General features: G+C 48.8%; 20 protein-coding genes. 15 read left to right on the top strand and 5 right to left on the bottom strand.

Annotated features, from left to right (window positions below; all coding sequences use genetic code 11):
• Positions 1 to 31: 31 nt before the first annotated feature.
• On the bottom strand, positions 32 to 1,510 hold the full coding sequence (locus tag CXL14_RS01540) for a peptide MFS transporter (protein WP_012116786.1): 1,479 nt from the start codon (positions 1,508 to 1,510) through the stop codon (positions 32 to 34).
• A 278-nt stretch (positions 1,511 to 1,788) separates the two neighbouring features.
• Here CXL14_RS01540 and CXL14_RS01535 point away from each other — a divergent pair, with 278 nt between their 5' ends.
• Complete coding sequence (locus tag CXL14_RS01535) at positions 1,789 to 3,534, top strand: right-handed parallel beta-helix repeat-containing protein (RefSeq protein WP_014416887.1); 1,746 nt, start codon at positions 1,789 to 1,791, stop codon at positions 3,532 to 3,534.
• A 92-nt stretch (positions 3,535 to 3,626) separates the two neighbouring features.
• Here CXL14_RS01535 and CXL14_RS01530 read toward each other — a convergent pair whose 3' ends face one another.
• A complete protein-coding gene (locus CXL14_RS01530; protein WP_014720711.1) occupies positions 3,627 to 3,848 on the bottom strand; it encodes a YczF family membrane protein in 222 nt (73 codons plus the stop codon).
• A 121-nt stretch (positions 3,849 to 3,969) separates the two neighbouring features.
• Between CXL14_RS01530 and gerKA the strand changes: the two genes are divergently transcribed.
• The 10 genes from gerKA (at position 3,970) to CXL14_RS01480 (ending at position 14,757) form a co-directional block, all read left to right on the top strand.
• Positions 3,970 to 5,610 carry a spore germination protein GerKA gene (gerKA, locus tag CXL14_RS01525; protein WP_014416889.1) on the top strand — a complete coding sequence of 547 codons (1,641 nt, stop codon included), beginning with the start codon at positions 3,970 to 3,972 and terminating at the stop codon, positions 5,608 to 5,610.
• On the top strand, positions 5,597 to 6,823 hold the full coding sequence (locus CXL14_RS01520; RefSeq protein WP_014416890.1) for a Ger(x)C family spore germination protein: 1,227 nt from the start codon (positions 5,597 to 5,599) through the stop codon (positions 6,821 to 6,823). The genes gerKA and CXL14_RS01520 overlap by 14 nt, the downstream gene beginning before the upstream one ends.
• 24 nt (positions 6,824 to 6,847) lie before the next feature.
• On the top strand, positions 6,848 to 7,966 hold the full coding sequence (locus CXL14_RS01515; protein WP_014416891.1) for an endospore germination permease GerKB: 1,119 nt from the start codon (positions 6,848 to 6,850) through the stop codon (positions 7,964 to 7,966).
• Between the two features lie 168 nt (positions 7,967 to 8,134).
• Positions 8,135 to 9,460 (top strand): LLM class flavin-dependent oxidoreductase, encoded by a 1,326-nt coding sequence (locus tag CXL14_RS01510; protein ID WP_094296447.1) that lies wholly within the window; start codon positions 8,135 to 8,137, stop codon positions 9,458 to 9,460.
• A gap of 13 nt (positions 9,461 to 9,473) precedes the next feature.
• Positions 9,474 to 9,965, top strand: a complete 492-nt coding sequence (locus tag CXL14_RS01505; protein ID WP_014416893.1) for a GNAT family N-acetyltransferase — start codon at positions 9,474 to 9,476, stop codon at positions 9,963 to 9,965.
• Between the two features lie 28 nt (positions 9,966 to 9,993).
• The gene (locus CXL14_RS01500) at positions 9,994 to 10,785 is read left to right on the top strand and encodes an amino acid ABC transporter substrate-binding protein (RefSeq protein WP_014416894.1); all 792 of its coding nucleotides are present in this window, start codon (positions 9,994 to 9,996) and stop codon (positions 10,783 to 10,785) included.
• Between the two features lie 22 nt (positions 10,786 to 10,807).
• Entirely contained in the window at positions 10,808 to 11,482 is a 675-nt protein-coding gene (locus CXL14_RS01495; protein ID WP_007410261.1) for an amino acid ABC transporter permease, read from the top strand.
• 13 nt (positions 11,483 to 11,495) lie between these two features.
• Positions 11,496 to 12,245, top strand: a complete 750-nt coding sequence (locus CXL14_RS01490) for an amino acid ABC transporter ATP-binding protein (RefSeq protein ID WP_014416896.1) — start codon at positions 11,496 to 11,498, stop codon at positions 12,243 to 12,245.
• A gap of 17 nt (positions 12,246 to 12,262) precedes the next feature.
• Positions 12,263 to 13,414 carry a M20 peptidase aminoacylase family protein gene (locus tag CXL14_RS01485; protein ID WP_014416897.1) on the top strand — a complete coding sequence of 384 codons (1,152 nt, stop codon included), beginning with the start codon at positions 12,263 to 12,265 and terminating at the stop codon, positions 13,412 to 13,414.
• The gene (locus tag CXL14_RS01480) at positions 13,411 to 14,757 is read left to right on the top strand and encodes an MmgE/PrpD family protein (RefSeq protein WP_014416898.1); all 1,347 of its coding nucleotides are present in this window, start codon (positions 13,411 to 13,413) and stop codon (positions 14,755 to 14,757) included. Before CXL14_RS01485 ends, CXL14_RS01480 begins: the two co-directional genes overlap by 4 nt.
• A gap of 103 nt (positions 14,758 to 14,860) precedes the next feature.
• On the opposite strand, the gene CXL14_RS01475 is transcribed toward CXL14_RS01480, so the two are convergent.
• Positions 14,861 to 15,544 carry an ABC transporter ATP-binding protein gene (locus tag CXL14_RS01475; protein ID WP_014416899.1) on the bottom strand — a complete coding sequence of 228 codons (684 nt, stop codon included), beginning with the start codon at positions 15,542 to 15,544 and terminating at the stop codon, positions 14,861 to 14,863.
• A gap of 14 nt (positions 15,545 to 15,558) precedes the next feature.
• Entirely contained in the window at positions 15,559 to 16,992 is a 1,434-nt protein-coding gene (locus CXL14_RS01470) for an ABC transporter permease (RefSeq protein WP_014416900.1), read from the bottom strand.
• Between the two features lie 212 nt (positions 16,993 to 17,204).
• Here CXL14_RS01470 and CXL14_RS01465 point away from each other — a divergent pair, with 212 nt between their 5' ends.
• The 4 genes from CXL14_RS01465 to CXL14_RS01450 all read left to right on the top strand — a co-directional run bounded on the left by CXL14_RS01465 (position 17,205) and on the right by CXL14_RS01450 (position 20,712).
• Positions 17,205 to 17,888 carry a two-component system response regulator YclJ gene (locus CXL14_RS01465; protein ID WP_014416901.1) on the top strand — a complete coding sequence of 228 codons (684 nt, stop codon included), beginning with the start codon at positions 17,205 to 17,207 and terminating at the stop codon, positions 17,886 to 17,888.
• The gene (locus tag CXL14_RS01460) at positions 17,875 to 19,302 is read left to right on the top strand and encodes a two-component system sensor histidine kinase YclK (protein WP_088056326.1); all 1,428 of its coding nucleotides are present in this window, start codon (positions 17,875 to 17,877) and stop codon (positions 19,300 to 19,302) included. The genes CXL14_RS01465 and CXL14_RS01460 overlap by 14 nt, the downstream gene beginning before the upstream one ends.
• Positions 19,303 to 19,460: 158 nt before the next feature.
• Positions 19,461 to 20,609: a Rap family tetratricopeptide repeat protein gene (locus tag CXL14_RS01455; RefSeq protein WP_014304340.1), complete on the top strand. Its 1,149-nt coding sequence runs from the start codon at positions 19,461 to 19,463 to the stop codon at positions 20,607 to 20,609.
• Positions 20,593 to 20,712 (top strand): phosphatase RapC inhibitor PhrC, encoded by a 120-nt coding sequence (locus CXL14_RS01450; protein WP_003156334.1) that lies wholly within the window; start codon positions 20,593 to 20,595, stop codon positions 20,710 to 20,712. Before CXL14_RS01455 ends, CXL14_RS01450 begins: the two co-directional genes overlap by 17 nt.
• A gap of 150 nt (positions 20,713 to 20,862) precedes the next feature.
• Here CXL14_RS01450 and CXL14_RS01445 read toward each other — a convergent pair whose 3' ends face one another.
• Complete coding sequence (locus tag CXL14_RS01445) at positions 20,863 to 20,973, bottom strand: YjcZ family sporulation protein (RefSeq protein WP_369878517.1); 111 nt, start codon at positions 20,971 to 20,973, stop codon at positions 20,863 to 20,865.
• Between the last annotated feature and the right edge of the window lie 61 nt (positions 20,974 to 21,034).

Below are 21,034 nucleotides of genomic sequence, written 5' to 3'. Positions count from 1 at the left end.
AAGCCTGCGGACGATTCCGCAGGCTTTTCTTTTATTGTACGCCTTTCATCGCCCGTTTAATGACGGGAGACAGAAGAATCAAAATAATACCGAGAATGATCGAAACAAGACCGATTGAGCCGAAGTAGGCCGCTTCAGAAATCTTATCAAACAAACCGACTACTTTTGCGTTCAGGGCTTGACCGCAGGCGTTTGTTAAAAACCACATGCTCATCGTCTGCGCTGAGAAAGCGGCAGGCGCAAGTTTTGTTGTGACGGATAAACCGACCGGTGAAAGGCAAAGCTCACCAAGCACAACCAAAAGGAAGCTGAGCACAAGCCAAAGCGGGCTCACAAGCTCGCCGCTTCCGCCCATAACCGGAAGCACCATGACTAAAAATGATAATCCGGCAAGGATAATGCCGATCGCGAATTTAATCGGTGTTGAAGGCTGGCGTTTGCCGAGCTTCATCCAGATCCAGGCGAACACCGGCGCGAAAATAACGATGAATAATGGATTCAGAGACTGGAACCATGAAGACTCAAGATGCATGCCCGCAAAGGAAAGTCTCGTGCGCTGATCCGCATATAAAGCAAGAATCGTCGCGCCCTGCTCCTGAATCGCCCAGAACATTGCCGCTGCAACAAACAGCGGAACATAAGCCGCAAGCCTTGATTTTTCCGTTTTCGTCGCTTTTTTGCTCGTGAACATCACGATAAAGTAAATGACCGGAATGACAATGCCGAGGATACTGACGGTGTCAATCACACGCTGGATCGTCAGCCAGCCGGTTTGGATCAGAACGATGATAACGGCTGCTGCGATGACCACTCCGATTCCCGTGCCGATCACTGATGATTTAGAAATCGGATTCGGTACATTGGAGCCTGCTTTGCCGAGGTATTTCTTTCTCGTAAGAGCGAAAACAATCAGTCCGAGGAACATACCGGCCGCGGCGCATCCGAAGCCTAAGTGGTAGTTGTACTTCTGTCCGAGTGTTCCGACAATTAGCGGCGCAAGCAATCCGCCGAGGTTGATGCCCATGTAAAAGATGCTGAAACCTGAGTCGCGGCGCTCGTCTTCCTTCGTATATAAATCTCCGACAACGCTGGATACGTTTGGTTTAAGCAGGCCGGTTCCGATAATGATCAGAGCCATGCTGGTGAAAAACGCCGCCGTGCTGCCAGGGAAGGCAAGAGCGATGTGCCCGAACATAATTAAAATTCCGCCGTAAAATACGGTGTTTGCCGTGCCGAATACCCGGTCGGCCAGCCATCCGCCGATGACGCTCGACATGTATACGAGAGACCCGTATATGGACATGATGGCAACTGCGGTCGTTTTATCAAAGCCGAGACCGCCATGAGCGACTTCCGTGTATAAATAGTAAAGCAATATGGCTCTCATACCATAGTAGGAGAAACGCTCCCAAAATTCGGTGAAAAACAGTGTGAACAAGCCGCGGGGATGACCGAAAAAGCCTCGTTGCGGCACAGTTTCTGTTATAGAGTCCTTATCAATAGATGCCACCTGAGCCAACCCTTTCTTAAAAAAGTGTATTACAAAAATCATATTCTTATATAATACTTGTGTCAATATAATTTATACTGAATTCAAAAAATTCCAGAATGAAAAGATATTAAAACGTTGAATATAGACGAATTTTCCTAATTCCAATGACTTATTTTGTTATATTATCTGACTAAACTATCTTTATAAACTTTTTTAATAAAATTTAAAGTATGTACAGGCGGAGCGGGATATGGCGGAATAAGATGACAATAAGAGAGGAAGGAGGAGATTATCACTTGCCGAATCGTATATTGGATATTACGGATTGCGGTGTGGCGGCAGACGGAAAAACCGACGTGACGGGCGCCATCAACCAATGCTTGGCCAGGGCCGTCAGCGAAGGCTGTCATACGGTGTTTTTTCCGCCCGGAACGTATAAAATCAACGGCACGCTTGGCGGGGACAGAAGCCAGCCGTTTCGGAACGCCGGGATTAACGTGCCGAGCCATCTCACCATCGTTTTAGATCCGGAATGCACGATTAAAGTGGCGCCGAACAGCTCCTGGGGCTACTCGGCTTTCTATATAGGCAGGCGTGAAAATGTCACCATCACCGGCGGCCGGATCATCGGGGAACGGGATGAACACACGTATACCAATGTCCCTTTGCGGTCGACCCATGAATGGGGGTTTGGAATCTGTATTGAAGGCAGCAGCAATGTGCTGATCGAAAATGTGAAGATTTCCGATTTTACGGGAGACGGCATTATTGTCAGCCCGCTCGGGTTAAAAACAAACAGTGATTACGAAACTTCAGAACAGGTGACCATCCGCCGCTGTGAGATCAGGCAGTCAAGGCGGAACAACATTTCAATCACCGGCTGCAATACCGTTACGGTGGAAGAATGTGTAATTGAAGACGCCGGGCAAGGGAACGGAACGGCTCCGAAATTCGGAATCGATATTGAATCGTACGGAGAAGGCGATATTGATTATGAAGAAGCTCTTCATATTACGGTCCGCAACAACTTTTTTTCCGGAAACGCCGCAAGCTCAGTCACCAACTTTAACGGATATAATGTGTTAATTGAAGGAAATCATTCCGATAACACAATCAGCTACGGGTATGGGGCACATACCGTCATTTCGGGGAATGTTTTCTTTCGGTCAGACGGCGGCTCAAGGACCGCAGTTGCCGGACAAGGTGTGTCACAAGGACAGGACAGCAGCAATGCCGTCATTTCCAACAATCTGATTACCGGTTTTTCCACCGGAATAGATGTAAGGGGAAAAAGCGTCCTCGTCACCCATAACAAAATCAATCAATTTGAAAATACGGGCATTTCCGTCTATCAGGCAGAAGATGTGACCGTTGACGGCAATGTCATTGAAAACGGACGTTCCGAAACGAGACGAAGCACGGGGATGCGGGCGACGCTGTCGGAAAACGCCGTCTTTACGAATAACACTCTGAATCAGGTGACAGACGGAATCAGCATGTCGGCCGGCAATATCACCGTAAAACAAAATGTGCTGACATCGTTCAGCCGGGGCATATGGGTCACAGGCGGAAATGCCGTTATTGAAGGAAATACGCTGATTCCGAATGCGTATCAGGGCGCCGCGGAGTCCTATGCCGTATCTGTGACAAATGACGCCAGGGCTGTCATCAAAGGCAATCTCTTTAAGAACTATAAAAACTATCCCGTATTCAGTTCAACATCCTCGGGAACCTCTGTCATCAGCAACCGCTTTGAATCATCACCGCTTATCGTTACCGTGTATCTGAACTCAGGCACGCATGAAGTCATAGACAATACGCTTACGATCAACCGAACGGCGGGCAGCCCGATCGGCATCTATCTGAACGGAGCCTCCAATTCCCTCGTGTCGGGCAATACCATCAACAACCTTTCCGCCGCTTCTGCTTCCGCCATCCAAACCAATTCCTCCGCAAGTACTAAAATTATCGGCAACCGCATTATCAAAGGCGTCATTGTGAAACACACGACAGATACGGAAAGCGGAAATATCGTCATCTGAAAACAATCTGCGCCGGAAACATAAAAAGAACACATGAACTCCGAAAGAAGGAGGGATGTGTTCTTTTTTGACACAATACAGCCGTGCGCCTGTCAGGCATCTTTTTTACCTGATTTATATAAAACGATCATTTCTCTGATTAAAAAGAGGGCGAATAAAAACAGCATCAGCCATTCTGAGAAGGTGGTCAATTTAAAAGCGGACAGGTTGTTTTGGACCGCTCCATAGAAACTGAAACCTTGCAGCATATCCATCGTTACTGAAATGATCAGACAGGCAGCAAGCAAAAAAAATGAAACCCCCAATATTTTCATGCGCATCACTCTCCCTTTTTATCCTTTTCGATTACGCAGAACTTATACAGACTTTCCGCCGTGCATAATCTTTTGCCGTACAGGAAGAATATGAAAAAAACGAGGAAAGGTTTTTTGCGATATGCCGCCATTTTTTAAGCAGAAGAAACAAAAAAAAGCCGATCAAAACGACCGTGACAATGAAGGCAGAAAAGAAGCGGACAGCCAGCCGGACAAAGAGCGGGATGAGCCGATCTCCCTCAGCTTAAAGCAAAATATGAAGAAACTGTCTGAGAGGTTCGGCAACAGTGCCGATGTCGTCATCCGCCGGCTGAAAATCGGAAAAGAAGAGCTTCCGGCCGCAATTGTGTATATCGCCGGTTTGGTAGACGAACAGCTCGTCAGCCAATCCCTTCTGGAGGATTTAATCGACATCCCGTCCGTTCAGCCGGAACAAGCAGTCTGCCTGATATACGATAAAACGCTTGCGATCGGCGGGGTGAAAGAGGAAGAAAAATGGAAAAGTCTTTATGCCGGGCTGGTGGCGGGCAGCACGCTCATTTTTGTCGACGGGGCTGACAAGGCGCTGATCGCCAGCACGGAAGGGGGAGAGCACCGGTCCATTCAAGAGCCGAGCACCCAGGTCTCTTTCCGCGGCCCGCGGCAGGGATTCACTGAATCTCTGCAAACCAATATTTCCATGATCCGCAGGTATGTAAAAACGCCTGATGTATGGGTTGAAAAAATGGAGATCGGACACGAAACGAATACGGATGTCGCGCTGATGTATATTAACGGAATTTGTGATAAAAAGCTGATTAAGGAAGTCCGCAAGCGGCTGAAGCACATTGACATCGACAGCATTCTGGAATCCGGCTACATTGAACAGCTCATTGAAGACGCGCCGTTTTCTGTGTTTCCCACCGTATATCATACAGAGCGGCCGGACGTTGTGGCGGGGAATCTGCTGGAAGGACGATTTGCGATTGTCGTGGACGGAACGCCGTTCGTTCTCCTCGCGCCGGCATTATTTATTCAATTTTTTCAATCCGTTGAGGATTATTATTCACGATTTGATATCGCCACTAGCATCAGGGTGCTGCGGGTTTTGATCTTCTTCATTTCACTGGTGGCGCCGGGGATTTATGTGGCGGCGACGACCTTTCACCAGGAAATGATTCCGACGCAGCTGCTGATTGTCATCGCGGCCCAGCGGGAGACGGTGCCGTTCCCGGCCGTGATTGAAGCGCTGACGATGGAAGTGGCCTTTGAGATTCTCAGGGAGGCGGGTGTCCGGCTTCCGAGAGTTGTCGGCTCCGCCGTTTCCATCGTCGGAGCGCTTGTCATCGGCCAGGCCGCCGTGCAGGCCGGCATCGTCTCCCCGGCCATGGTTATCGTCGTCGCGCTGACGGCGATTGCCAGCTTTGCGACCCCGGCTTTTGACATGGCGATATCTGCGCGCCTGATCCGGTTTCTCTTTATTCTGTCGGCGGCGGTTATGGGATTTTACGGGCTGATTCTGGGCATTATCATGATGTTTGTCCATCTGTGCGGCCTGCGTTCATTCGGATTTCCGTATATGTCCCCGCTCGCTCCTTTAACCCCGGGCGGACTGAAGGATTCCCTCCTCCGCGCTCCGTTATGGGCGGATGAAAAAAGGCCGGGACTGCTCGTGCAGGAAAACAACAGGCGCCAAGGGGAACATCAAAGACCGAAACCGGAGACATCCAGAGGAATGGTTAATAAAGATGTAGAAGAGGGCGACGGTAATGAAAAGACGTAAATGGATGCTTATCCTTTGTACGATGGTTTCCCTTATGTTTGTATCCGGATGCTGGGATAAAAGGGAGCTGACCGATTTAGCGGTGATCTCCGCCATCGGTATTGACCGGACCGAAACGGGAAAATACGTCCTTCATTTCCAAATTATCAATCCGGGAAATGTGGCCGGCGGTCTGCAGGGCGGCGGAGCGGGAGACCGGCCTCCGGTTTCCGTCTATTCGGTGTCCGGAGACAATATGACGGAAGCTTTGAGAAAAGGCTCGATGAAAGTGTCCAGAAGGCTCTATTTTGCCCATACGAATCTCGTGGTGTTCAGTGAAAAGCTGGCGAAAGAGGAAGGGCTCAGTTTTATTCTGGACAATCTTGACCGCGACACCGAATTCAGGACGACCGCAACCGTTGTGATCGCGCATAATTGCAAGGCTGAAGACATTATTAAAGTGCTGACGCCGATTGATAAAATCCCTTCCAATAAAGTGAACAAGACGCTCAGCTTCACGCAGGAACAATACGGCAGAGTCATTAAAACCAGCCTTCAGGACGTTCTGATTGATCTCGCTTCTCCGGCCGGGTCGCCGTTTATTCCTGGTTATGAAATGCACGGAGACGATAAAGCCGGTCCTACGATGGAAAATACGCAGACAACTGAACCGGAAGCAGTGCTGTCAGCGGACGGACTGGCGGTGTTCAAAAAGGATGGGAGGCTGGATTACTGGATTGAGGATGACGACAGTGTGGGGGCTGTATGGCTGCTCAATAGGATCAAACATACGTTCATCAATGCGGATTGGAAGAACGTGAAGCATGCAATCAGTCTGCAGGTCACCCGCCAGAATACAAAGGTGACGGCCACTTTTCCGAACGGAAAACCGAATATTCACGTGCATGCTCAGGTCGAGGGGCTGGTGGACGCTGTCAGATACCCTTTCCATCTGTCTGATCCGCAAGTGCTGATGACGATGCAAAAGGCGCTCAGCGTGCAGCTTGAGAAAGATATCACCAAATCGATTGAAGATATAAAAGCCCATAAGAATGACTTCGTCGGCTTCGGAGACCTGATCTATCGGAAGCATCCGGACAAATGGAAAAAGTTCAAAGGGAAGTGGGATGAAGAATATTTCCCCAATCTCCCCGTAGATGTCAAAACGGAAGTCATTATCAGAAGAACGGGCTTGCGGAATAATCCTCTCTCAGACAAGCTTGAGCATGATTGATTTGAGGAGAAAGGAGCGAAGCGTATGGAAAATGCGAAAATCGGCACGCGTCAGCTGTTTATTATGATCATTTTGTTTGAATTGGGCAGTTCGTTATTGATCCCGCCGGGAACGATGGCCGGGCGGGATGCGTGGCTGTCCGTGCTTCTCGGGTGCGTTATCGGTCTCGGGCTTTTCTACGTTTATCAGGCGCTGTATCAATTTTTTCCTGAGTCTTCTCCGAGAGATTACATGAACGAACTGATCGGCAGACATCTGAGCTGGGCGGTCTCCCTTCTTTATATTCTCTATTTTGCTTATATCGCGGCCCGCGTATTGCGGGATTTTGGCGAAATGCTTGTCACCTTCGCCTACCAGGACACGCCGCTTTTAATTGTGAATGCCATGCTGATGATCGCCGCGATATTTGCGGTCAGAAAGGGAATTGAAGTGATAGCGAGAGCCGGCGAGCTGCTGTTTGGCATTATGTATTTCCTGACAGCCGTCGGGCTGATCCTCATTATCAGCTCAGGCACGATAAACCTCAGATTTCTCCAGCCCGTTTTAGCGGAGGGTGCAGGAACGGTCATTTATTCCGTGTTTAAACAGACGATGTTCATCCCGTTCGGTGAATTAATCGTGTTTGTCATGATTTTCCCTTATTTAAAAGATCGGAAAAAGGTGAAGAAAACCGGATTTCTGGCGATTATCATCAGCGGGCTGTTTTTGGCGATGTCAGTGGCGATTAATATTTGTGTGCTGGACGTCAACTTAATGCTCCGCTCTCAATTTCCGCTGCTGAGCACCATACAGACAATTAAAGTGGAAGAGTTTTTAGACCGGCTGGATGTCTTTTTCATGCTCGTGCTCGTCATCGGCGGTTTTTTCAAAGTCAGCCTTTTTACATATGCGGTTGTCGTGGGCGTGTCCACGCTGTTTAAAGAAAAAAATCCGTCCCAGCTGGCCTTCCCGGTCGGATTGGGGGTGCTGATTCTCTCCATCAGCATCGCAAGCAATTTTTCGGAACACATGAATGAAGGCTTAAACATTGTGCCGATCTATATTCATCTTCCGTTTCAAGTGCTGTTCCCCGTTTTGCTGCTTATCATTGCCGTTATTAAGAAAAAGGTCAAAGGGACCGTCTATACAGTTTCGAAGAAATAACCCGGGCGGTGCGCCGGGTTTTTTTAAATATCATGATTTTTGTCTTAATGCATTGACAAACTTGCCTGACAATTGTACATTTTGATTTATTCTTATAAAATTACTAGGAAATATAGGTTTAGTGGTGTTAATATTTTCCTAACTGTATTTCAGAATAGAAGGAGATCCATCATGACAAAGAAAAAAGAAATCAAACTCGGTGTGTTTCTCGCGGGCACCGGCCATCATGTCGCTTCTTGGAGACATCCTCAGGCACCGGCGGACGCGAGCATGAATTTGGATTATTTCAAAGAACTGGCGAAAACGGCTGAGCGGGGGAAATTGGACATGCTGTTTTTGGCGGACAGTTTATCAATAGACGGCAAATCACATCCGAATGTGCTGACGCGCTTTGAGCCGTTTACGCTGCTGTCGGCGCTCGCTCAGGTCACATCCCGCATCGGTCTGACGGCGACCGCATCTACCACATACAGCGAACCGTTCCATATCGCGAGACAATTTGCATCGCTTGATCATCTTTCCAACGGCCGCGCGGGCTGGAATGTCGTCACATCATCGATTGAATCGACCGCGCTTAATTTCAGCGGCGAAAAGCATCTTGAGCACCATCTCAGATATCAGCGCGCGGAAGAATTCGTTGAAGTCGTCAAAGGATTATGGGATTCGTGGGAGGAAGACGCCTTTATCCGTGACAAAGAATCAGGAGCATTTTTCGATAAAGACAAAATGCATGAATTGAACCATAAAGGAACATATTTCTCCGTGAGAGGGCCGTTAAATGTCGCCCGCACACCTCAAGGGCGCCCGGTCATTATTCAGGCCGGATCATCAGGAGACGGAAAAGCGCTGGCCGCCAAAACGGCGGAGGTCATTTTCACCGCGCAAAATCATTTGGAATCCGCGCAGGAATTCTATCAATCTATTAAAGAACAAGCGGCTTCTTTCGGCCGTGATCCTGAAAAAATCGCGATCATGCCGGGAATTTTTCCCGTTATCGCCGATACCGAAGAAGAAGCAAAGGCAAAATATGAAGAGCTCCAAGACCTCATCATTCCGTCTGTCGGCCTGAACATTCTGCAAAACTATCTGGGCGGCGTCGACCTTTCCGCCTGCCCGCTTGACGGCCCGCTGCCTGAATTGGATGCGGATGCGTCGAATGCCGTTAAAAGCCGGTTCAAGCTCGTTCAGGAGATGGCCAAACGCGATAACATGACCATCCGCGAACTTTACAAATATGTGGCGGGTTCAAGAGGCCATCATATCTTTGTCGGAACGCCGGAACAGCTTGCCGATAAGATGGAAGAATGGGTCGGAAAACAAGCTTGTGACGGTTTTAACATCATGCCGCCGCTTTTGCCTGAAGGTCTCACTCTTTTTGTAGACAAAGTGATTCCGATTTTACAAGAACGGGGCGTGTTCAGAAAAGAGTATGAAGGAACGACGCTCAGAGAACATTTCGGACTGGAAAAACCGGCAAACCGATATGCCGGCTAAAGGAGGGCTCATCATGTCAAGACAATACCGGCTCGCAACGGAGGCAGACGCTTATGAGCTGCTTTCACTGACACTGCGGGCGTATGAACCGATCCGCAAGCTCGGCATCAACTTTGCCGCTGCCACGGCGGATAAGGAGCTCGTTTTGAATAACATACAAAAAAACGCCTGTTACGTTTTGGAAGAAGACGGACGGATTCTGGCGACGATTTCTCTGCGGATGCCGTGGGGGCCGAATCCCGGGCCGTATGGTGTCCCTCATATTTGGTGGTTCGCCGTCGATCCTGAAACCGGAAAAAAAGGGACGGGCTCGGACATGCTGGAGTGGCTGGAGAATACAGTGCTCCGCGATACATTAAAAGCGCCTTTCGTGTCACTGGGCACAGCGGACAAGCATCCGTGGCTGATCGGCATGTACGAGCGGAAAGGCTACGTCCGTGCAGGCGAAAAGGATTTAGGAAAAGGGCACATCACCATTTATTTAAAAAAACAATTGCAGGATTAACATTTTAATAGGAAAAGGCGGGATTTCAATGAAGAAGAAAACATGGGCTTTGCTGCTGTCTGCCGCGCTTTTGGCGGTCTTATCAGCATGCGGAAACGGAAAAGAAAGCGAAGGCGGCGATAACGTACTGCATGTAGGCGCCACGGGACAAAGCTATCCGTTCGCATATAAAGAAAACGGCAAGCTGACCGGCTTTGACGTGGATGTCATGGAAGCCGTCGCGAAAAAAATCAACATGAAACTGGACTGGAAGCTGCTTGAATTCAGCGGTCTGATGGGAGAGCTCCAGACCGGCAAACTCGACACCATCTCTAACCAAGTCGCTGTCACGGACGAACGCAAGAAAACGTATAACTTCACAGAACCGTATTCGTATGCGGGCACTCAAATCGTCGTCAAAAACGATAACAAAGACATCAAATCAGTCAACGATCTGAAAGGAAAAACAGTGGCGGCCGTTCTGGGCTCAAACCACGCGAAAAACCTTGAGAGCAAGGACCCGGATAAAAAAATCAACATTAAAACATATGAAACACAAGAAGGTACGCTGAAAGACGTGGCTTACGGACGGGTTGACGCTTATGTAAACAGCCGCAGCGTCCTGATCGCCCAGATCAAAAAGACCGGTCTGCCTCTGAAATTAGCAGGAGACCCGATTGTCTATGAAAAAGTCGCTTTCCCGTTTGCGAAAGATGCGGCTCACGATAAAATCCGTAAAAAAGTAAACAAAGCCATTGAAGACCTGCGGAAAGACGGCACGCTGAAAAAGCTGTCTGAAAAGTACTTTAACGAAGATATCACAACGGAAGCAAAGCATTAAGAAACGGCGGTGAAAATCGAGAATGAACAGCATTGATTGGGGATTTATGTTTTCAGCTTTTCCCGCGTTAATCGAAGCCTTGCCGATCACATTACTTATGGCCGTCGCGGCCATGGTATTTGCCGTGATCGGCGGCCTTATATTAGCGCTTATCACAAAAAATCGTGTTCCTGTGCTTCACCAGCTGTCAAAGGTGTATATTTCATTTTTCCGGGGCGTGCCGACGCTCGTGCAGCTTTTCTTAATTTATTACGGCCTGCCTCAGCTGTTTCCCGGAATGAGCAAGATGACGGCGTTAACTGCGGCGATTATCGGGTTAAGCCTGAAAAATGCCGCCTACTTGGCTGAAATCTTCCGCGCGGCGCTCAACTCAGTCGATGAGGGGCAGCTTGAAGCCTGTCTGTCTGTCGGAATGACAAAATCCCAGGCGTACAGACGGATCATTTTCCCGCAAGCCGTCAGAAACGCGCTTCCCGCGACGGGAAATACGTTTATCGGCCTGTTAAAAGAAACATCGCTCGCCTTTACATTAGGAGTGATGGAAATGTTCGCCCAAGGAAAAATGTACGCATCAGGCAACCTCAAATATTTTGAGACGTATTTAGCCGTCGCGGTCATGTACTGGATTCTTACGATTATTTACAGTGTGCTGCAGGATCTGCTCGAACGGGCGATCAGCAAGCCTTATCGCACATAGGAGGAGGCTCAGGATGATACAAGTCAGACATATTCGAAAAGCATTTAAAGACCTTACCGTACTTGACGGGATCGATCTTGAGATCAAAAGCGGCGAAGTCACGGCCATCATCGGCCCGTCAGGCTCGGGAAAATCAACGCTCCTCCGTTGTTTGAATCTGCTGGAGCGCCCGGATGACGGCATCATTGAAATCGGTGATGCAAAGCTGAATGCCTCGTCCTATTCGCGCAAAGACGTTCATAAGCTTCGCCAGCAGACGGCGATGGTGTTTCAGAATTACAACCTGTTCAAAAACAAAACCGCCCTGCAAAATGTGACAGAGGCGCTGATCACCGCGCAAAAGAAACCGAAAAAAGAAGCGGAACAGATCGGTATGGATCTGCTGCGGCAAGTCGGTTTAGAACACAAAGCGGACAGCTACCCGATTACGATGTCAGGCGGGCAGCAGCAGCGGATCGGGATTGCGCGCGCCTTGGCCGTTGATCCTCACGCGATTTTACTGGATGAACCGACTTCGGCCCTTGACCCTGAGCTTGTAGCCGGGGTGCTCCAAGTCATCAAATCAATTGCCGAAAAACAGACAACCATGATCATTGTCACGCATGAGATGGCTTTTGCTCGTGAAGTGGCCGACAAGGTTATTTTTATGGCAGACGGACGCATCATCGAACAGGGAACGCCGGAAGAGCTGTTTGACAATCCGCAGAACGAACGGACGAAAAAATTCATTAAGCAAGTGGGAGAGCCCGCCGAACTTGTCTAAGAAGGGAAGAAGAAGAAATGGCAAATGAAACGTATGAATCATTAAACAAACGTTTAATCAATATCCGCCGCGACCTTCATGAACACCCTGAGCTGTCAGGCGAGGAATACGAAACGACGAATAAAATCCGCCGCTGGCTGGAGGAAGAAGGAATCACGGTTCTTGATGTGCCGAAACTTCAAACCGGAGTGATCGCTGAAATCAAAGGAGACAAAAGCGGCCCCGTCATCGCCGTCAGAGCGGACATCGACGCATTGCCGATCGAAGAGAAAACAAACCTTCCGTTTGCTTCGCGAAACAGCGGCGTGATGCACGCCTGCGGCCATGATTTCCATACGGCATCTATCCTCGGCACGGCTTTTTTATTAAATGAGAGAAAGCATGAGCTGAAAGGAACGGTGCGGTTTATTTTTCAGCCCGCGGAAGAAATTGCCGCCGGAGCAAGACAGGTCATTGAAGCCGGCGCGCTTGACGGTGTATCGGCGATATTCGGCATGCATAACAAACCTGACCTCCCCGTCGGCACGGTCGGTCTGAAAGAAGGCCCGCTGATGGCGAGTGTCGACCGCTTTGAAATCACTGTTAAAGGAAAAGGCGGCCACGCCGGAATCCCTGATAACAGCATTGATCCGATTCAGGCGGCAGGACAGATCATCGGCGGCTTGCAATCAGTTGTCAGCAGAAATATCAGCTCGCTTCACAATGCCGTCGTCAGCATCACAAGAGTTCAGGGCGGCAGCTCTTGGAATGTCATCCCGGACCATGTTGAAATGGAAGGCACCGTCCGGACGTTTCAAAAGGAAGCGCGTGACGCTGTTCCGAAACATATGAAGCGGGTTGCCGAAGGAATCGCGGCAGGGTTCGGGGCAGAAGCCGAATTCCGCTGGTATCCTTACCTTCCGTCAGTGATGAACGACGCTCGTTTCATACAGGCGGCGGAGCAAACGGCTGAAGATCTCGGGCTTCAAACCGTTCGGGCAGAACAGTCGCCCGGCGGCGAAGACTTCGCGTTATATCAAGAAAAAATCCCCGGCTTCTTCGTCTGGATGGGAACAAACGGAACAGAAGAATGGCACCATCCCGCCTTCACACTCGACGAAAAAGCGCTCCCGGCAGCGGCTGAGTTTTTCGCCCGGCTGGCCGTCAACGTATTGGAGCAGACGGATTGAATACGGAAAATCTGACGGCCGGGCTTGCTCAGGCCGTCATGTCGTCTGTGCCGGAAACATCCGCTGAAGCGATGAAAGAAGCGCGCAAAGGACTGCTTGATTTTACAGCGGCAGCCTTTGCGGGGAGACGGGATAAAGGAGTTGAAAAGCTGGTAAAACTGGCCGAAGAAGAAGGCGGGGCGCCGATAGCGCCGCTTATCGGCAGAAATCAAAAAACCGCGCCGTCCCAATCCGCGCTCATTAACGGCTTCATCGCACATGCGCTTGATTTTGATGATGTTCATTCTGATGTAAGAGGACATCCGAGCGCCGTCATCCTTCCGGCTTTGATTGCAGCCGCATCAGCCGGCCGTATAGACAAAAGCCGTTTTCTCGGTGCTTATGTGACGGGAATCGAAGTGATGGCGCGGCTCGGCGAGTCAGCTGGAAGGCATCATTACGAGAAAGGCTGGCACAATACAGGAACGTTAGGTGCCATTGCGGCCGCATGCGCCGTCGGATTCGCGGAGAATCTGAATCAAACCCAATTGCAGAAAGCAATCGGGTTTGCGGCTGCCCGCTCCGGAGGCATGAGAGTGCAATTCGGGACAGAAATGAAGCCGCTCCACGCCGGACTGGCCGCTCAAGCCGGGTTGTTCGCCGTAAAGCTTGCAAAGGCCGGTTTCGGCGGCTCAGTTCATGCGCTCGACGGGGAGAAAGGTTTTTTCGGACTGTACGGCGATCTTGAACGGGCAGAAACCCTGCTTGTAAACGGGTGGGGAAAACCTTGGCGGATTGTGAGCCCGGGACTTTGGTTTAAGGTTTATCCGTTTTGCTCGGCGGCTCATCATGCGGCGGACGCCATTCTCAAGCTGAAGGCCGAACATGGTCTCACTTTCGGCCAAACGGAACGGATCGACGTGATTTATCCGCCGGGCGGGGACGCCGCATTGACAGAACGGCGTCCGAAAACAGGCGAAGCGGGACGGTTCAGCGTGGAATATGTGATCACCTTAGCTTTGCACGGTAAGGATTTTTCAGTTGAACATTTCACATCCGAGCCGATTCCGGAATCCTTTCAAAAAGGATTTGAGCGGATTCACCGCAGCTGCGATGAACAAATTCAGCCGGCTGAAAACGCCGTTCCGAAGGGCCGTTTTACAATTGTACGGGTTACGGCTTCCGGCGGTCATGTCTATGAAACACGTATCGACTGTCCGAAGGGAGCGCCGGGAAACGGCCTTTCTGAAAAAGACATTGAAGACAAACTCCGGCTCGCTTTGCCGGGGGAAGAGGAAAAGGCGGAAGAATTGATCAAAGCAGCCCGACAATCAAATATGGACCGTTATTTACAGCTGATATAAATAAAAAGAGCGGGGGGATGCAGCCCTCGCTCTTTTTACGTTCACTTCTATTGAATAGGGGGATATAGGGTGCGCCCCTGTCTGCGCTGGCAGGGGCGCGGTATCAGGAAACGGCCGTGCCGTTTTCTTTTACCGTGAAACCTCCTCTTAATAAGCGGATGTTGATATCCGAAACTTTGGCAATTTGTTCGTCGTGCGTAACCATGATGACGCATTTGCCGTCTTTATGCGCCAAGTCCTGAAAGAGCCGGACGATTTCCTTTGACGTATCCTCGTCGAGATTTCCCGTCGGCTCGTCCGCGCAAATCAAATCCGTGTCACAGCAGAAAGCCCGCGCAATTGAAACGCGCTGCTGCTGTCCGCCGCTTAATGTCAGCACCCGCTGACGGGCCTGCTGTTCGGTGAAGCCGACTTTTTTCAGCATGCTGAGCGCGAACGCATCTTTGTTGTTCTCCTTAGAGCCGGTGATCTCCATCGCCGTTGTGACATTCTGGAGCGCCGTCATATACGGGATCAGATGATAAGATTGAAAGACGATAGAGACATATTGATTTCTGAATTTGGTTAATCCGATTTTGGAGATGTCTTCTCCGTTATAAAGGATGCTTCCCTCTTTAGGTGTGTCAAGGCCGCCCGCCAGAGACAGAAACGTTGTTTTTCCCGTTCCGGAGGCGCCGACAATTGTATAAAACTTCCCTTTTTCAAAGCTGATCGTTATATCCTGAAACAGCGGCTGTGATTTGTCTTGGTACCAGTAGCCGGTCTGTTGAAAGGTTAATAGGCTCATTATGCTGCCTCCTCTTATTCCTGCTTGGTCAGGATCGTTTTAGGGTGAAGCCGCATGACTGATACAGACGGCAGTAATGTGGCGATGACGGCAATTGCGACGCCGATCCCGCCAAGAATCAGAAGGTCATTCAGCGAGACGTTTACCTGCATTGTACTGATGACATCCGTGCCGGATGAATGCTGACCGAACATGCCGCCTCCCCGCAGCATTTCTCCTCCGCCCCAGCCGCTTGTTTGCTGCGAATCACCGGCTGAGCTGACCTGCTGGGAAAGAAGCTGATTTCCGAGCTGATTCGCCACAAGGCTGCCCGTGACGGATGCGATCCCGATGGCGATAACCGCGACAACCAGAATTTCCGTTAAGAATTGTCCGATGAGCTTCCAGCGCTTTTCGCCGATCGCCATCAAGACACCCATTTCATACTTGCGTTCCCTGATCGACATCATCACGATCAACCCAAGAATGACCGCGCCCGCGATGGATACAAGGTATACCACGTTTTTAGAAAATGACGCGACATTTTCAATCGGGCCGACCATTTGCTGATACACCTGATCATTTGTCGTCAGCGCGTAGGTTTTATCATCTACAGATGTTTTTTTCGCAGCCGCAACGAATGAGTCAATATATTTGGCATCATCCATATAATAAACGGCTGAGCTGATTTTGTTTTTGTTATCAGACCCTTTTAACGCCGCCGCGGCGGTGTAAGGCGTATAGATTTTATTGTCAGGATTTAAGAATGAAAAATGCTGTGCCTGATCGTCTCCTGATGATGTTGTTTTATAGATTCCCACAATTTTAAGCTTCGTTTTCACAGAATCATCCGCTGCTGAGGAAACGGTAATGGAGCCGCCGACCTTCAGCTTGTTTTGATCTGCCAGCGTTTCATTAATCACGGCGACTTTTGCGTCCGCATCTGTTTTTGTGATGGCGCGTCCGTCAGTGATTTTTGAGCTCCCGTCCGTGAAATCATCAAGCAATGCCGTAGAGAGCACGCCTTCGATCGAGATATTCGCTGAAATCATCTGTCTTCCGCCACCTTGAAAACGGCCGGCGCCGGAACTGTTATCGGCTGATTCGCCTGAGCTTTTTATCGCATCAAAGCTTTCTGCATTTGCTGACGCTGTCGTGAGGAAGTTGTAATTTTTAACATGCTGTAAAGATGTAAGCTTCTTGGCATCTGAGACGGGAATCGGCGTTGATTCAAACGTCCTCTTTTCACCGTCTTTTTGCTGCTGCGCCATTTGCTTTTGGCGGTCAGCCTGGAGTGTGACGCTCCCGCCGAGCTGCTGCCTTGCCAGTTCGCTTGATTTCTTTGCCGCTGACTGGATCGCAAGACCGGACAGGACAAAAATGCAAATCACTGAAAACACAACCAGCTGCAAAAATGTTTTTCCCTTTTTAGCCTTCATGCTCCAAAAGGCTCTTTTTATAAAGTTCATGTCTGTTCCTCCGCATGGATGTCAGATCTTGTAAAACCGGCCTCCTTTAGCACCGGCCATCCGATATGTATATAGTAGGAGAAATGTATGAAAAAAATATGAACAAACTATTTCCGGGTGATGAAATAAAAACTAACATTTGTGAAACCCGAAAACATCCGGGTAAAATGGTGCTATTATAAGAAAAAGCGTCAAGATAAGCGGAGGAACAAATGAAGATATTAATGATAGAAGATAATATAAGCGTATGCACCATGACGGAAATGTTCTTTTTTAAAGAAGGATTTGAAGCCGAATTTGTCCATGACGGAGTGGAAGGCTATCAGCGGTTCACGGAAGAGGACTGGGATTTGGTCATTCTGGACATTATGCTCCCATCCATGGACGGAGTGACGATCTGCCGGAAAATAAGAGAGACGAGCAGTGTGCCGATTATTATGCTGACCGCAAAGGACACGGAGTCTGATCAGGTGATCGGGTTTGAAATGGGGGCCGACGACTATGTCACCAAGCCGTTCAGCCCGCTGACACTAGTAGCGCGGATTAAAGCGGTGATCAGAAGATACCGGGCGACGGGGCAGGCCGTAAAAAGCGACGACTTGATCGAAACGGCGTGTTTTTCAATCAATAAGAAGACGCGGGAAGTGTTTCTGCACGGAAAACCTGTCGAGAATCTGACGCCGAAGGAATTCGATCTGCTCTTTTATCTCGCACAAAACCCGCGCCAGGTTTTTTCGAGAGAGCAGCTGCTTGAGCAGGTGTGGGGCTATCAATTTTACGGCGATGAACGTACGGTTGATGTTCATATTAAACGGCTGCGCAAAAAACTGTCCAGTGACGAAAAACCGTTTTTATACACGGTGTGGGGGGTAGGATACAAATTTGATGAGGATTAAATACTTATATCAGCTGCTGTTAAGCCATGTCAGCATTTTGATTTTGGCCTTTTTCATCATCATTTCCCTGTTTTCGCACTTTGTGAAAGATTTTGCGTATCAAAATAAAGTGGATGAGCTGTCATCTTACGCCCAGCAGATCACAAGTGAGCTGAACGGCCGTGATCTTGATCTGCGCCGCCTGTATCCGTATCAGGACATGTTAAAAACGCGAGAGACCAGGTTTATTATTTTTGATGAACATCAGCAGCCTTACTTTTTTCCTGACGATATGCCGCCGCGCGAGAAGCTGAAAAGTAAAGAGTGGCACATGCTGAAGCAAGGGAAAACCGTTCAGATCAGAGCGGAGATGAACCGTTTTAATACGGAAGGCTTGGAAGTATCGCTTGTCGCAAAACCGCTTTTTATCAACGATCAATTTAAAGGAGCGGTGCTGCTCGTGTCTCCCGTCAGAGGGGTCGAGCAGATGATCAGCCAGGTCAACCGCTATATGATTTACGCGATCATCAGCACCCTTATCATCACGATTCTGCTGAGCTGGCTTTTATCTAAATTTCACGTCAAGCGGATTCAGACATTGCGGGATGCGACCGGAAAAGTGGCATCCGGTGATTACGATATTTCGCTCAAGAACAGCGGCGGCGATGAAATCGGCATGCTGGCGTCCGATTTCAACATCATGGCCAAAAATCTGAAGCAATCGAGAGAGCAGATTGACCGCCTCGAAAAACGGAGGCGCCAATTTATCGCCGATGTCTCCCATGAGCTGAGAACGCCTTTGACGACCATTAACGGACTTGTGGAGGGGCTTAACAGCAACACCATCCCGGAAAAAGATAAAGAGAAATGCTTCTCGCTGATCAGCGAAGAAACGAAGCGGATGCTCAGGCTCGTGAAAGAAAACCTGGATTATGAAAAAATCAGATCCCAGCAAATCAAACTGGACAAGCTCAGCCTGCCGCTCATCGAGGTGTTTGAAATTATTAAAGAGCATCTCAATCAGCAGGCGGAGGAAAAACAAAATCAGCTGCGTATTCAAGTGGAGGACGGCGTCAAAGTGTTCGCCGATTATGACAGGCTGATCCAGATTCTCGTCAACATCACGAAAAACAGCATACAATTTACGCAAAAGGGAGACATCACGCTGCGCGGGTATGAAGGCTATAAAGAAACGGTGATTGAAATCGAAGACACCGGGATCGGCATCTCCAAAGAGGAAATTGAGCATATATGGGAGCGGTTTTATAAGGCGGACGTGTCCCGGAGGAATACCGCATACGGCGAATACGGACTCGGCCTGTCCATCGTCAGGCAGCTCGTCGAAATGCACAAGGGCACGATAGATATTGACAGCGAAAAAGGAAAAGGCACGACCTTTACAATCCGCCTTCCGCTGAATACGAAAAATGAATAATCTTGAAACCGGCGGTCCCGTCTGGCCGCCGTCTGTTTTAACTCCACTCGGAAAATTGCGCTCTGCCGAAACAAAGTTTGCGTGTTTTTCGGGATGGAAAGAGACGGAAACGTGATAAAATAACTGGTAAACAGGTCTTGGATGGGGAGGGTGAAGGAATGAAGAGCGGGTTAATTCCTTCTTCAGCAGTCGGGCAGAAAATTAACGAGTGGTATCGATACATCAGAACATTCAGCGTGCCGGATGCGGAGATCTTGAAAGCCGAGATCAAACAAGAGCTTGACCGTATGGAGCCTGATTCGAACTTAGTGCTTTATTATTCCCTCATGGAATTTCGCCATCAGCTGATGCTGGACTACTTGGAGCCGCTGGAAAAACTGAAGATAGAAGACCAGCCGACCCTGTCGGAAATTCTTGATAACATTGATAACAGCCAGGCCGGCCTCAAAGGGCTTCTCGATTATTACGTCAACTTTTTCAAAGGCATGTTTGAATTTGATAAAAGAGAATTTATCTCAGCGATTACATATTATAAACAAGCTGAGAAAAAACTGGCCTTCGTATCGGACCATGTGGAACGGGCGGAGTTTTATTTTAAAGTGGCCGAAGCTTATTATCATATGAAACAAACGTATTTTTCTTTGATACATATAAAAAACGCTTATGAAATATACGTAGAGCAGGACACATATAACGTCCGGATCATTCAATGCCATTTTGTATTCGGCGTCAATTTAATGGATGAAAGGCGCTTTGAACAGGCGGCCAAACATTTTCAGCACGCTCTGCAAATGGCCGAAAAAGAACAAAAAGCGCAGCTTGTCGGGAGGGCGCTGTATAACCTCGGACTGTGCTACTACAATCAGGACCGCATCGGCGAAGCGATTCCGTACTTTGAACGGGCGGTCGATACATTTGAATCACAAAGAATCGTCAATTCTCTTCCTCAAGCATATTTTCTAATCACACTCATTTACTTTAAACTCGGAAAAAAAGAAAAAGCGTCGGAATATCACAAGCGGGGATATGAATATGCTAAAGAAACAGACGATCCCGTTTACACGGTAAAATTCGAATGGCTGCAGGCTCTGTATCAGGCGAAACCGGATGAGGAAACAATCAGCGCGTGTTTCCGTTACCTGGAAGATAAAAATTTATACGCCGATATAGAGGATTTAGCACTAGAAGCAGCTAAATATTACTATGAACAAAATTGCTTTAAAATTTCTTCTGACTATTTTCTGAAAGTCGAAGAGGCAAGGAAACAAATACAAAGGAGTGAGGGTTTGTATGAAATTGAAATCTAAATGGTTTGTTATTTGTTTAGCAGCCGCCGCGATTTTTACAGTGACAGGTGCAGGCCAGACAGATCAGGCTGAATTCCATGTAGCTGAAAGAGGAATGACGTGAGAAGAAAATAACCTGAACAAAGGAAAAGACTGCCTGGGAATATTCCCGGCAGTCTTTTTTTTTGCGCGGCCGGGCTCGGACAGCGGCGGAAAACAAAAGAAAACGCCGCAGGTCAAAACCCGCAGCGTCCTCATATAGACGGAGTGATGCTTAGAAACCGCCAACGAAGGCAGTACCAACAATAATCAACAGGATAAATAAAACAACGATCAAAGCGAAAGAGCTGACTCCTGAATATCCTGACATGAGCTTCACCTCCATATTGTCTATACCATACAATATGTAAAAGAAGCTGCTTTGTAAGGGATATTAGTGGACAAGA

It is taken from the genome of Bacillus sp. SJ-10, assembly GCF_002843505.1.
Lineage (GTDB): Bacteria > Bacillota > Bacilli > Bacillales > Bacillaceae > Bacillus > Bacillus velezensis.
This window is presented reverse-complemented; position numbering and strand designations above follow the sequence as displayed.